General features: G+C 59.4%; 7 protein-coding genes. 1 reads left to right on the top strand and 6 read right to left on the bottom strand.

The genetic code is table 11. The features are described 5' to 3' along the window. Positions 1-7 precede the first annotated feature (7 nt). The 5 genes from THTE_RS02970 to THTE_RS02990 form a co-directional block, all read right to left on the bottom strand. The gene (locus THTE_RS02970; RefSeq protein ID WP_095414042.1) at positions 8-787 is read right to left on the bottom strand and encodes a sugar transferase; all 780 of its coding nucleotides are present in this window, start codon (positions 785-787) and stop codon (positions 8-10) included. Between the two features lie 125 nt (positions 788-912). After that, entirely contained in the window at positions 913-1980 is a 1068-nt protein-coding gene (ltaE, locus tag THTE_RS02975) for a low-specificity L-threonine aldolase (RefSeq protein WP_095414043.1), read from the bottom strand. A 39-nt stretch (positions 1981-2019) separates the two neighbouring features. Further along, a complete protein-coding gene (gene rnr / locus THTE_RS02980) occupies positions 2020-4359 on the bottom strand; it encodes a ribonuclease R (RefSeq protein ID WP_095414044.1) in 2340 nt (779 codons plus the stop codon). Positions 4360-5191: 832 nt separating this feature from the next. Further along, entirely contained in the window at positions 5192-5620 is a 429-nt protein-coding gene (locus tag THTE_RS02985) for a nucleotide pyrophosphohydrolase (protein ID WP_095414045.1), read from the bottom strand. 119 nt (positions 5621-5739) lie between these two features. Then, the gene (locus THTE_RS02990) at positions 5740-7551 is read right to left on the bottom strand and encodes a DUF4838 domain-containing protein (protein WP_095414046.1); all 1812 of its coding nucleotides are present in this window, start codon (positions 7549-7551) and stop codon (positions 5740-5742) included. 1132 nt (positions 7552-8683) lie between these two features. Here THTE_RS02990 and THTE_RS17835 point away from each other — a divergent pair. Beyond that, entirely contained in the window at positions 8684-10615 is a 1932-nt protein-coding gene (locus THTE_RS17835; protein WP_157731660.1) for a thioredoxin domain-containing protein, read from the top strand. A 126-nt stretch (positions 10616-10741) separates the two neighbouring features. On the opposite strand, the gene THTE_RS03000 is transcribed toward THTE_RS17835, so the two are convergent. Then, a complete protein-coding gene (locus tag THTE_RS03000; protein ID WP_095414047.1) occupies positions 10742-13333 on the bottom strand; it encodes an ATP-dependent Clp protease ATP-binding subunit in 2592 nt (863 codons plus the stop codon). Between the last annotated feature and the right edge of the window lie 72 nt (positions 13334-13405).

Below are 13405 nucleotides of genomic sequence, written 5' to 3' on the forward strand. Positions count from 1 at the left end.
GGACTCCTCAAGCAGCACGGCGATCTTGAGAACGGTCGGCTTCTCGGTGTCGGGGGCCTGTTCCCATTGGAGACGTGATTTCCGGGTTGCGAGGAAAGCGGGTTGAAAGTTCCCCCGTGGTGACACCTGTGGAGAGCTTCCAGGTGAGGTCTTCGTGTCCCGGATGCAACCCCAGGTCGTCCACGATTTTTACGTCCTGGCCAGCCCCGTCGAAAAGCATCCCGGTGGGCACTTTCCAGAGTGTCAGCGCCAGAATTTTCAAATCCAACAGAAGACTGAAGTGATCCACGTAGTACACGTCGTAAGCCAGACGCTCGCTGAACTTCAGGGCATTCCTTCCCATCACCTGCGCAAGGCCCGTGATCCCAGGCCGCATGTTATGGCGGCGAGCTTGTTCGGGGGTGTAGCGGGGTAGATATTCCACGAGCAATGGTCGCGGCCCGATGAGACTCATATCCCCACGCAGGACGTTCCACAGCTCAGGGAGTTCGTCCAAACTGAAGCGGCGAAGAAAACGTCCCAGCGGCGTCAGGCGTTCCGCATCGGGAAGAGGTGTGCCATCAGGACGGAACGCGTTCCGCATGGTGCGAAACTTATAGAGCGTGAAAAGGCGACCGTGCAGACCGGGCCGGACCTGACGAAAAAGAATGGGCCGACCCATGCTCATCCAGATGGCCAGGGCAATCATAGCCAAAAGTGGGGCCAGCAGCACAAGTGCGACTGCGGCTCCTGCGACATCAAAGACCCGTTTGATGGCTAGTTGAATTTCCCTCGACCTTACCGCCATTGGCCTGCTTCCATGCACGTGCCGCAAAACTTTCCGGAGGAAATGACGGGGACGCCTCTCGGTCAGGTACGTCCAGGCAATTTGGCAAACTGGCTCAAAAGCTTACGGGGAACCATCCCGGCAAATCAAGATGAGTTTTGGCATGGGCGGTGCTCGCAGATGACGTGGCGAAGGATGCCCAGGGCCTCGTCCACATCTTGCGAGTTGACATCCAAATGAGTGACCGCCCGAATCCGCTGCGGTGCCGTGGGCAGCATCAGCACGCCGTGGTCTTTGAGAAGCTGGGAAAGCTGGGCTGCTGTACCCCATTCTGGTGCCACGTCGAAGAGGAGAATGTTGGTTTCCACCGGGATGGGCATGAGGGTCAGGAATGGGATTTCCATCAATCCCGCGGCGAGTCGTCGGGCATTGGCGTGGTCTTCGGCCAGTCGGTCGATGTGATGTTCCAGAGCGTAAAGCGCAGCCGCGGCAAGGACGCCTACCTGCCGCATGCCACCACCGAGCACCTTGCGATGGCGTCGCGCTTCGGCGATCAGGTCTTTGGGACCCGCAAGGGCCGAGCCAACCGGTGCCCCGAGGCCTTTGCTGAAACATACGTTGACCGTGTCAAAAAGTTGCGCCCACTCATGGAGGGGGATTCCTGTAGCCACCGAGGCATTCCACAGCCGTGCTCCATCCAGATGGAGGGCCAGATGGTTGCGGCGTGCCCAGCCCACCAGTGTTTCCACAAGCGAAAACGGCTGGACGCGACCGCCCCCACGATTATGAGTGTTTTCCAGGGTCAGCAACCGCGTACGCACAAAATGGACGTTTTGCGGGCGGATCAGTCCCTCCAGTTGCTCGGGCTGCATGAGACCCCAGTAGCCCTGAACAGGTCGAGCGGCGACCCCACAGATCTGCGCGTAACCTCCCTGTTCGTAGTTGTAAATATGGGAGTCCGCTTCACAGATCATCTCGTCGCCAGGTCGGCAGTGCAGCCGCACCGCGATGAGATTGGACATCGTGCCAGACGGCACAAAGAGGGCGGCTTCCTTGTGAAGTAGCTCCGCGACACGCTCCTCGAGTCGTTGGACGGTTGGGTCATCGCCCAGCACATCATCGCCGACCTCGGCCGATGCCATCGCCGCCCGCATCCCGGGAGTTGGTCGGGTGACAGTGTCACTGCGGAAATCGAGAATCCGCTCCGTCTTCATGCGACGTTCCCCATAATCCCATAGCACCGGAGCCGTAGTTTATTTTGACTTTTTTCTCGCAGAACGTCCGCCGCCCGCTTTGTTTGCACGCCGTGTGCTCATCTCCGTCCCGTTAACCCGTTGAGATAGCGAGCGGTGCCGATTCTTCTTGGTCGCCTTTTTGCCATTATGAAATCCGGCCAGGGACTCTTCCACGATCCCCGGCGTGGGATGGCCGCGGTGGGCGATGAGCCGAAAATCGAGCTGGCGGCGTTCCAGATCGACATGCGCCACCGCCACCTGGACAAGGTCTCCCAGCCGAAACTGATTGCCCTTGCGCCGGCCGACCAGGGAGTGTGAAGTGCGATCGTAATCGTAGTAGTCGTCCTGGAGGGCTTCCACGGGGATGAAGCCATCCGCGGGAAGAGCAACTCCCTGGACAAACAGCCCATATTTTTCGACGCCGGTGATGATCCCTTCCATCTCCATGCCGATTCGCTCGCTGAGGAAGGAGAGGAGTTTCAATCGCGTCAACTCCCGCTCTGCCGCCTCGGCACGTTCTTCCCGATCCGAACAATGTTCACCAAGAGCAACCAGTTCCGCGGGATTGATCCGCGGGTTCTTCCCCAGCAGGAGGGCGTCCACCAGCCGGTGAATCGTCAGGTCGGGATACCGCCGGATGGGCGACGTGAAGTGGCAGTAGCACTCGCTCGCCAGGGCGTAATGGCCTTCTTCCAGAGGGCTGTAGATGGCCCGCTGAAGTGATCGCAAGACTGCGTAGTGGACCGCATACTGTTGGGGCTTGCCCGTGGCGTACTCCAGCAGTCCCTGCAGACCGAAACGGTCCTCCAGATCGCGAGGAGGAAATCCGAGTGCCTCCACAAATTCCCGCAGCAGGCGGAGCTTGCGCTCGGCCGGCGGTTTATGGATTCGTCGCAGAAACAACCAGCCGCGATCGCGAAGCGTCTCGGCCACGCTTTCATTGGCGGCCAGCATGAATTCCTCGATCATCTGATGGCTTTCCGTGTTCGGCACCAGATGCGCGCCGATGACCCGACCGCGACGATCGAGATTCACTTTGACCTCGGGCATGACAAGTTCCAGGGCTCCCCGTTCGCGTCGTCGCTGGCGGAGAATCCGGGCGAGATCGCGCATCCGTAGAAGAAGGTCATGGACTTTCGTGCCCCACGCTTTCTTATAAGCTTCTGGATTCTCCAGAAATGCATCCACCTGCTCGTAGGTGAGGCGTTTGTCGCTGCGGATGACCGACCGGTAGATTTTCACATCGGTTTTGACACCATCGGGTGTGTATTCAATGTAAACCGACTTGGTGAACCGGAGTTTGCCCGGCTGCAAACTTGCCAGGCCATTGGAGAGCAGTTCCGGCAACATGGGGATGACGCGGTCGGGCAAGTAGACGCTGGTTGCCCGTTCCCGCGCCTCTCGGTCGATGGCCGAGCCGGGAGGGACAAAGTAGGCCACATCGGCAATGTGCACCCCCAGCACCCACGTGCCGTCCTCGCGGCGCTCAAGGGAAATCGCGTCATCGAAGTCGCGGGCATCCTCGGGGTCGATCGTGATCGTTGTTTCGTGGGTTGCGTCGTAGCGGTCGGGCGGAATAGTTTCTTCAAACATCGCCGCCTGGGCCCGGGCTTCTTCCAGAACGTCGGGCGGAAATTCCTCCGGCAGATTGAATTCCCGCATAATCGTGAGGGTGTCCACGCCCGGCTTGCCCAAGGGGCCAAGCACCTCCACGATCACACCTTCACCGCTCCGATGATGGCTGGGGAAGCGGAGCATCTCGATGACGACCTTGTCGTCCGGCCGGACACCTCGCGCGCCGGGATCTCCCACGTAGATCGGCTGGGCGAATACGGTCCCGTCCACCTGGACAAAACCCTGCCCGTCATGCTCAAAATAGGTGCCGACGAAACGCGAATTCTGCCGTTCGAGGATTTCCACAATTTGACCGGCCAGCATGCGTTCTCCACGCCGATGACGATGGGCCAGCCGTACCCGCACAAGATCGCCGGTGGAGGCGTCCCCGGCCCAGTCTGCCGGGATGAAGATATCCTCAGGGGGCTCGGTGTCGCCGGGTTTGGCCTTGGGCCGAACAAATCCGTGCCCTGCCTCTTTGCGGCGAAAAATTCCGATGATTTCACCGCCCCGATACGGAGAATCATCGGTTTTGCGCTGACCTGCCAGGTACACGAGATGTCCCGATCCGAATTCGAGCAGCCCGGCTTTGACCAGCTCTTTGACCGCCTTTTTGACTAGGTGGGCCTCTTCACTGGGGATTTGCAGCGCTTTGGCGATCGCCCGCGGCTTGACCGGTTGATACTTGGGCGATCGCACGTGTTCCAGGATGGCGTTTTGCAGTTCTTCCATGGCTTGTTTCATAGGGAATAGTCTCCTCTTTTCGGCCAAATCGACCGACGACCGGATGAATTGTACAAGACCAGCGGTGACAATTGGCGGGAGGCCCCGTTTGTCTCACCGTAGTGGGAATGTTCGGACAAGCTCCACAAGGCGGGTGACAACCATCGTCGCCCGTTTCCGATAGGCACGCTCCTATCAGGAGAACGGTGCACGCGACTTATTTTCTGGGAAAAGTCCCGTCGAATTTTTCTCAACATTTCGTTTTCATAAAGTATAGACGCAAGTTTTGCAAATTCAATCCGCATCGAAGTTGAGCGCGGACCTGACAAGCAGGTCCCTCCGGAAGGGATCTATTCGGAGGGGCACGCCTGTCGTGCCCAATGAAGTGGAATTGTTTATCCAACATCGAAAAAAGCGGACCTGACGAGCAGGTCCCTCCGGGAAATCGTTCGGAGGGGCACGCTTGTCGTGCCCGATGAACGGGAATGGATGATCGAACGTTGAACGGCGGAACCTGACAAGCAGGTCCCTCCGGCGTTGTAGGGGCAATTCATGAATTGCCCCGACCGTGTAATCAGCGGAATGCGGACCTGACGAGCAGGTCCCCCCGGGAAATCGTTCGGAGGGGCACGCTTGTCGTGCCCGGTGAAGTGGAATTGTTTATCCAACATCGAAAAAAGCGGACCTGACAAGCAGGTTCCTCCGAGAGGAAGCTCACCGGTCTCAAAACCTTGCCCAAATTCCCAGGTCTTTTCCCGAGCGGAGGAAAGTTGGGATGGGTCGAACCAGACCGAATTCGCCTTGAGGGAGTGAGCCGTTGGCGGTGCGAAAAATCGATTGCCGGTCTCTGGGATTATTGCGAGGCAGAACTGCTCGCTGGACCCGGCCAGCGAGGATCGTCGGGTCCGAAGTATCCCCGGTAAATCTCGGCCGGGTATTTCTGAACGTTCTTCTCCATCTTTCGCAACACGGCCGTCGTGAGATCGATCCCCAGTCGGCTGGAAAGGGCCAGCAGATAGCAGAAGACGTCGGCCATTTCGTCGGCCACTGCTTCCCGCTGTTCAGGGTTCCTGGCGACCGCTTCTCCCTGCTCCGGAGTGAGCCACTGGAAATGTTCCATCAGTTCGGCGGCTTCCACGGCCAGCGCCATGACGAGGTTCTTGGGTGTATGGAACGGCTCCCATGACCGTTCCTGGACGAATTTCTCGACGATCTCGCGCAACCGGGCGATCGGCGTGGTGGCATCGCTGGCGGGAAAGGGGACCTGTTCCGAAGACGTCATCGGCGTGATCACCGCAGGGACACATCGGCCTGCAAAAGCGGAGCAGCCGCGAAGGCGGGCACTCCGCGGCTGCTCCTGGGGGCTGGGGCAATGGACGACTTCTTATTATTGCAAAAACCTTACCGCGATTCCAGTCCCAGCGCGTCTGCCAGTTTAGTCCGGTAATCCTCCAGGTTGAGGGGGTTCCATTCATTCAGTCGGGTGATTCCTGCCACGGGAATCAGCTCCACGAATGGCCGAAAGCGTTGCTTGGCCAGTGAAGCCAGCGGCTCTTTCTGTGGGGCGAGCCGGGCACGCTCCAGAATCGCGTAATCCACACTCAGCCGACCGATCTTCACCCGTTTGAGCAGCGTCGGATCATCGTGGACCGCCTCCTCCGCCTTCTGCCAGAGTTGGTTGGCTTCCACCAGCAGCTCGTCCGTGAGGTGGGGATGGGTCGGAGGAATCCAGATGCTGCAATGGATGTTTTCCTTTTCCACGCGATCGTGGAGAGCGTCGATGTACTGGCGGATGAACGGAGCCGCCGCCCCATAGTAGCCTTCCAAGAACTCGTTCATGGCCAGGTTTTCATCATAATCGGGATTCCAGAGGAACTTGGCCGTCATATAGCCGCCGAGTGCCGCCAGTTCACTGTTGGGTGTGTTGTAGGTGTCCTGTTCAAAAATTCCTTTCACGTTGTTTTCTACAAAGAGCTTGATATTGTCATTGCGGACCCGCTGGTTGGGAAACGGCAGCAGGTAGTGCCGGAAGTCGGTAACGTAGTCCCACACCCACAGCCGGTTGCAGATTTTCGCCCAGCCTCGCAGGTCTTCCACGAACGCCTTGTTGGCCGGCAGGTCGCAGGTGGCCAGCGGATGGGCAAAGCAGCACTCGATGGAGCACAAGCGAATGATCACATTGGGCCGGGGACGCATCGTCTTGGGCGGCTTTCGCGTCCATTGATAGGCCAGCGTTTCGATGGCCTTGTCGGGGAAGCGTTTTTCCACGGCCTCCGCCACTCGATTAACCATCTGAAGCACCGGGGCGATCTGGCTTTCTTCGGCCTTGGCCAGGGCCTGACATCTGTCGCATTCGCAGTAGTTGTACCAGTCGTTCTGAGAAACGGAGAACACGAACGCCTCAGGATCGCGCTCCATCGCCTTGAGGATCTCTTCCGTAACAATCCGAATGACATCCTCATTGGTGCAGCAGAGCTGCGTTCGGTCCTTCAGCCGTTTTCCTTTGACCAGCGCGAAATACTCGGGATGCTCATCGAAATATTTTTCCGGGGGGACCAGCCGATCGAAGGTGTGGACGAAAAAGCCACTTCCAAACCGGATCTTGCCGCCGTGTTGTGGCCCCAGCCGTCCCGACGAGGAATTGACCCGATTCCGGGCACACCAGTCTCCGTCAAAGCAGTCGTAAGTGAACGGCTCCCGGTATTCCAGGACGGGAACGATCGTTTCATCGAGAGGTCCGATGGTCAGGCGATTGTGGTGGGGAATTCGGCTGCAATCCGGGGTGAACCAGCGGCATCCCCAGTGATCCTCGAGCAACCCGTAGACCCCATAAAGCGTGCCCCGGGGCTCACCACCGGCAATGATGAGACGTTGGCCAACCGTCTTGATGGTGTAACCTTCCTTGCCCAGCTTCTGCCAGTCAATTTCGACGCCGAGTTCCTGCAATCGGCGATTGTTGCTCAGCAGGATTTCCTGGTCGGCGGCGGGTTGAAAGGTGTCTGTCCGGATGGAGAGGTTCGCTCCGGTCATTTCGCGGATGAATTTGGCCAATTCATCCGCGGCATGACGCACGGGTTCGCTGGCCTTTTCAGGAATGACAATGTGATAGGACGATTGCCCACCCTCCGCAATAACGAGTTCCTGTGCGTACGCCGGACAGATGCCCACCGACACGACAGCCATCAGTAACATTCCCCAGGGAATCCGACGCATGGTGATCCTCCTCCGCAAAAGAAACTAAACCCGGTTTGTGCGACCCAAACAGGCGTTTCCCAGGGTACACGGCGATGACGCCTGCCGCAATAAGGGGAAGGTTGGCCCTATCCCCACTTTGTCCGCCCCCGGGGAAAGGCCTGTAAAAGTCGGCAACGTCTTCAGAGGAGTGAGATTCAGCCCGGAGGGACTTTTCCCGGAGGGACCTGCCTGTCAGGTCTACGTTCCTCTGATTACATGGTAGGGGCAATTCATGAATTGCGCCTACAATGTCGGAGGGACCTGCCTGTGGAGCCGCCTCTCGGAGGGACGCGCTCGTCACGTCCGCTTCGCGATGTTGGATTATCCACTGTTATTCATTGGGCACGACAAGCGTGCCCCTCCGAAAGAATGTCGGAGGGACCCGCTTGTCGGGTCCGCCGTGCAACGTTCGATCATCCATTCCCATTTCCCCCGGGCACGACAAGCGTGCCTCTCCAAAAAAATGTCGGAGGGACGTGCTCGTCACGTCCGCTTCGCGATGTTGGATTATCCACTGTTATTCCCCCGGCACGACAGGCGTGCCTCTCCAAAAAAATGTCGGAGGGACGTGCCTGTCAGGTCCGTCATTCAACGGTCAACGTCTGCCAAGCGCCCTCGTTGTCGCCTTCGATCGGCCTGAAATGCTCTCTTGCTTGCCGGAATCCCACAGAAGTGGGTGGGCTGCTGTCTTGCTGAAATGGCGGTACCGAGGTCGGCTCACTGCCAATTTGGCAGCCGCACCAATTTGATATTGCCACCCAACTGCCTTGTGGTATTTAATGAGTGTCTCTCGGTGGGTGGACCGGGAGGGATGATCGCCATCGCCTCTGCCGAGAGACGTTGCACTATCCCACTCATTGGCAACAGTTGACGGATCGTACACGTCGAGAGAACACGGAGGTTGCCCTGGATCACAAGTATCCGGTGACCATGGATGGTCGATGCGTTCATTCAAGCCGGCAGGTGCTGGCGGACGGGCTTTTCTCGTCCGCACCGTCCTGGAATCGGCCGGCCTCTTTGCGTCGCACTTGCTCACCTGGTGGCCAGGGTGGCGACCTCCTCGAAACTTACCTGCGGGTGGCGTTCCCGCCTTTTTCTGGAGGGTTTGCCGATGCGCGCTGTGATACTTTGGCCACCGCGCCACAGGTGTCTGCTCTGGGGTTTGCTCGTCCTGGGACAGTGCGTGGGGTCGCTGACATTTCCTCCCGTCAGGGCAGATGATCTCGCTGGTCAGACAGTCCTTTTGGATTTTTACGCCGACTGGTGCGGTCCATGCCAGCAGATGATGCCCGTGGTGGAGGAGCTCCACCGGGCCGGTTACCCCGTGCGGAAAGTCAACATTGATCGAGAACCCGCGCTTGCGCAGCGCTTTCGCATCAACGCGGTGCCGACTTTTGTAATGATCGTCAATGGGAGGGAAGTGGACCGCATTGTCGGACCGGCCAGCCTCGATCAGCTTCGGCTGCTGTGTCGTTTGGCGCCGCAACGGCCGACTCAATTCATACCGGTACAGGCCCCTTCAGAAACAATCGCGAGAACAGCTTCGGGAAATTCCTCGGTTCCCCCACAATCGCCGATCAATGACGGTGGTTCTCAGCGGAAAGGTTTGCCCCCGTTTGACTCGCAGTGTCGGTTTGCTGCTCCGACGGACGAAGACCTTATTGCCGCGACGGTGCGGATTCGGATTGAAGATCCTCGAGGTCGGTCGAGCGGCTCGGGCACAATCATCGATGCCCGAGGAGGCGAAGCCCTGATTATCACCTGTGGTCATCTCTTTCGGGAAAGCAAGGGGCAATTGCCGATTCAGGTGGATCTTTTTGGCCCGCGGCCTGTCCAAAACCTGCCCGCCCAGCTCATTCACTATGATGAAAAACTGGACATCGGCTTTTTGAGTATCCGGCCCAACCAGCCGGTGGTTGTCGCGCGAGTGGCCCCGCCAGGCTATCCGCTGGCGGTGGGTGATGCGATTTATTCCGTGGGCTGTGGGGAGGGGCAACCGCCGACGGTTTGGAAGGGGAAGGTAACGGCGATCGACAAATATTTGGGACCAGCGAACATCGAGGCTTCCCGGGCACCCGTGGTGGGACGCAGCGGAGGTGGCCTGTTTTCCAGCGAAGGCTTCCTCATCGGTGTGTGCAACGCCGCTGATCCACCCCTGGATGAAGGAATCTATCTGGCCCTGCGGGAAATTCATCGCTCGTTGGATCGGCTCAATCTGGCCATGGTCTATCGAACGGACGGAGCCACCGTAGCTCCCGCGACGTTGGTGCAGGCAACGCCCTCCCCCGTCCCAGCCCGGTCGGCCGGGGAACTTTCCAACGGGATGCGGGCATCAGAGGGCGTCGCACCAGAGCAGGCCAACGTGGCATCTAACACCGCTGGGGAAGGACAGCAAACGTCGGTGCTGGGAGCGGACGCTCGGCCGATTCCTTCGCAGGAGTTGGTACGTTCTCCTGAGGAAGTGACCCTCGCCGCAGGGCTGCCGTTGCCGATTGCTTTGAGCCAGAGTGCTGAACACGCGTCTTCCCAGCAGGAAATAAAACCCTCCGCTCCGTTTAACCGGGCGCCTGCCGTGCCGATGTCCCATGTCGCAGCCACGGGAGGGTTATCTACGACAGGGCTGTCGCTGGAGGAGCGCGCAGCCTGGGAAGAAATCGCCAGGCGACGTGCGGCAGGGTACGAGATCGTATGTGTCGTTCGGCCGATGAATCAGCCCCAGGCCCCCAGTGAGGTCATAGTCCTTCGGGAGATGTCGCCGGAGTTTCTTGCCCTGCTGAGACAGGAAGGGGTGAAGACGATCCATCCCCGTGAGGAGAGCCGAATCGATGGAGCAGGGGTGCAGACAAACGTGGTTCCGCAGTTGTCGGATGCAAGAGCGGCGGTGCCCCTGGTGCCCATCACAGCCCAAGCACGAATCGACGACAGAGGCCATTCTGAGCGTGCCGTCCGGGGTCAGGGCGGTTTGTCGCCCGCCGTGGATATGAGCGGGATCGGCCTGCCGGCGGCGGTGATCGCAATTGCGCCTTCAGGTGGCGGCCGATAGGATCGTGAAGCCTGAAGTGAGGACACGAAAAGCGGCGAAGAAGCGTTAGGGCCAGCAAGAAAAAGAACTGGGCGGCTCAAGCCGCCCAGAATGGATGACACGCTTTTACTCGAGAGTCTCGGACGCTCAATTCTGGCTGGCTGGCGGAGTCCCGGAATCGCCCCCAGACACGCCCGCGGTTTCCGGTTCATCGGCGCTGGCTTCACCGGGCGGTGGCAATTCCGGCTTGCCGACCACACCTTCGAAGACCAGTTGTTTCTTGCCGCCGACGTCCTTGACCTTCACCACAATCGTGTCCTTGCCTTCGAACTCACCTTTAAGGAGCTCCTCGGCAAGCGGGTCTTCGATGTAATTCTCGATGGCACGCCGCAACGGTCGGGCACCAAAGTCGAGATTCGTACCCCGCTTGATGATGAGCTTCTTCGCCTCCTCGGTGAGCACGAGGGACAGGCCGCGTTCGGCCAGCCGCTGGCGGACCTTGCCCAACTCGAGTTCCACCACGTCGCAGAGGTCTTTCTGCGTCAGGTGCCGGAAGACGATGATGTCGTCCACCCGGTTGAGGAACTCGGGCCGGAACACCTTCTCGATCTGCTCGATGACACGCCGCTTCATGTTTTCGTAGCTGGTGTCATCGTCGGGCTTCTGGAAGCCGAAGGCGGCCTCATTCTTGATCGCCTCGGCACCCGCATTGGTGGTCATGATCAGGATCGTGTTCCGGAAGTCCACATTCCGGCCGAAGCTGTCCGTCAGACGCCCTTCCTCCATCACCTGGAGCAGCATGTTGAACACGTCCGGATGGGCCTTCTCGATCTCATCGAGGAGGATGACCGAGTACGGCCGACGCCGGATCTTTTCCGTGAGTTGTCCGCCCTCCTCGTAGCCGACGTAGCCCGGCGGCGCGCCGATGAGGCGGCTCACGTTGTGTTTCTCCATGTACTCGCTCATGTCAATCTGGATGAGGGCGTCCTCATCGCCGAACATGAACTCGGCCAGGGCCTTGGCAAGGAGGGTCTTACCGACACCCGTCGGCCCGGCGAAGATGAAGCATCCCACCGGCCGCTTGGGGTCTTTCAGACCGCTGCGGCTCCGCCGCACCGCCCGGGCGATCGACTTGATCGCCTCATCCTGGCTGACCACCCGCTTGTGCAGCTCTTCCTCCATCTTGAGCAACCGGATGGAGTCCTCGGTGGTCATCCGGGTGAGCGGAATGCCGGTCATCTTGGAGACGACCTCGGCCACAACCTCGGCGTCCACGATGCCGTCCGCGGCAGCCGACTTCTCGCGCCACTCGCGCATCATGGTAGCCTTCTTTTTCTTGAGTTTGTCGGCCTGGTCGCGGAGTTTGGCGGCCTTTTCGAAGTCCTGATTGGCCACCGCTTCCTCTTTCTCCTTGTTGAGCCGCTCGATTTCCTCGTCGATTTCTTTGAGGTCGGGCGGCCGGGTCAGCGACTTCAGGTGCACCCTCGCACCGGCCTCGTCGATCACGTCGATGGCCTTGTCGGGCAGGCAGCGGCCGGTGATGTACCGGCTGGAGAGTTCCACCGCCGCGACAATTGCATCGTCGGTGATCTGCACGTGGTGGTGCTTCTCGTAGCGATCGCGGAGTCCTTTGAGGATTGCGATGGTTTCTTCCTTGGTGTTCGGTTCCACCATCACGACCTGGAACCGACGATCGAGGGCGCTGTCCTTCTCGATGTATTTACGGTACTCATCGAGTGTGGTGGCGCCGATGCACTGGATTTCGCCACGGGCCAGAGCCGGCTTGAGGACGTTGGAGGCGTCGATCGCGCCCTCCGCACCACCCGCACCGACCAGCGTGTGCAGCTCATCAATGAAGAGGATGACGTTCCCCGCCCGGCGGACTTCGTTCATGACCGCCTTGATCCGCTCCTCAAACTGACCGCGGTACTTGGTCCCCGCGACCATCATGGCCAGGTCGAGCACCACCACCCGTTTGTCGAGCAGGATCTCGGGCACATCACCCTTGACGATCCTCTGCGCGAAACCTTCCACGATGGCAGTCTTACCGACACCAGCCTCACCCAGGAGCACCGGGTTGTTCTTCGTCCGCCGGCAGAGAATCTGCATCGTGCGCTCGATTTCTTTTTCACGCCCGATCACCGGATCGAGCTTGCCTTGCCGGGCCAATTCGGTGAGATCCCGGCCGAAGCTGTCGAGCGCTGGAGTCCGGGATCGGCTTGCCCGCGCGGAAGGATCACCGCCGGTGACTTCCTCCTGGCTCAATCCGCCGGAACGATCGGGGGTTTCAGCGGCTTCACTTCCGTGACCGAGCAAATTGAGAACCTCCTCCCGAACCTCTTCCAGCTTGAGGCCGAGGTTCATCAATACCTGAGCCGCGACACCTTCCTGCTCACGCAGCAAGCCGAGCAGGAGGTGCTCGGTCCCGATGTAGTTGTGATTGAGATTTCGCGCCTCCTCGGTCGCGTACTCGATGACCTTGCGAGCGCGCGGGGTCAGCGGAAGCCGTCCCATGGTCACCATGTCGGGACCACTCTGGACGAGCTTTTCGACCTCGTTGCGAATCCGCTTGAGGTCCACATCCAGGTTGCGCAGCACGTTGGCCGCCACACCGCTCCCCTCCTTGATGAGGCCGAGCAAGATGTGCTCCGTGCCAACATATTCATGGTTGAACCGCTGCGCCTCCTGGTTGGCCAACTGCATGACCTTTCGGGCGCGATCAGTAAATCGTTCGAACATAGTCGTGCCTTCCTCTCACTGTTTTTCTCATTGAGAGCGATCGACTGTGAATCCGATCGCAGCTCAATGCTC

Source organism: Thermogutta terrifontis, assembly GCF_002277955.1.
Taxonomy (GTDB): Bacteria; Planctomycetota; Planctomycetia; order Pirellulales; family Thermoguttaceae; genus Thermogutta; species Thermogutta terrifontis.

Excerpts from the sequence above, each read along its gene's own strand:
- THTE_RS02990 (WP_095414046.1), bottom strand. The coding sequence starts at position 7,551 with ATGCGTCGGATTCCCTGGGGAATGTTACTGATGGCTGTCGTGTCGGTG.
- THTE_RS03000 (WP_095414047.1), bottom strand. The coding sequence starts at position 13,333 with ATGTTCGAACGATTTACTGATCGCGCCCGAAAGGTCATGCAGTTGGCC.
- ltaE (WP_095414043.1), bottom strand. The coding sequence starts at position 1,980 with ATGAAGACGGAGCGGATTCTCGATTTCCGCAGTGACACTGTCACCCGA.
- rnr (WP_095414044.1), bottom strand. The coding sequence starts at position 4,359 with ATGAAACAAGCCATGGAAGAACTGCAAAACGCCATCCTGGAACACGTG.
- THTE_RS02985 (WP_095414045.1), bottom strand. The coding sequence starts at position 5,620 with ATGACGTCTTCGGAACAGGTCCCCTTTCCCGCCAGCGATGCCACCACG.
- THTE_RS02970 (WP_095414042.1), bottom strand. The coding sequence starts at position 787 with ATGGCGGTAAGGTCGAGGGAAATTCAACTAGCCATCAAACGGGTCTTT.
- THTE_RS17835 (WP_157731660.1), top strand. The coding sequence starts at position 8,684 with ATGCGCGCTGTGATACTTTGGCCACCGCGCCACAGGTGTCTGCTCTGG.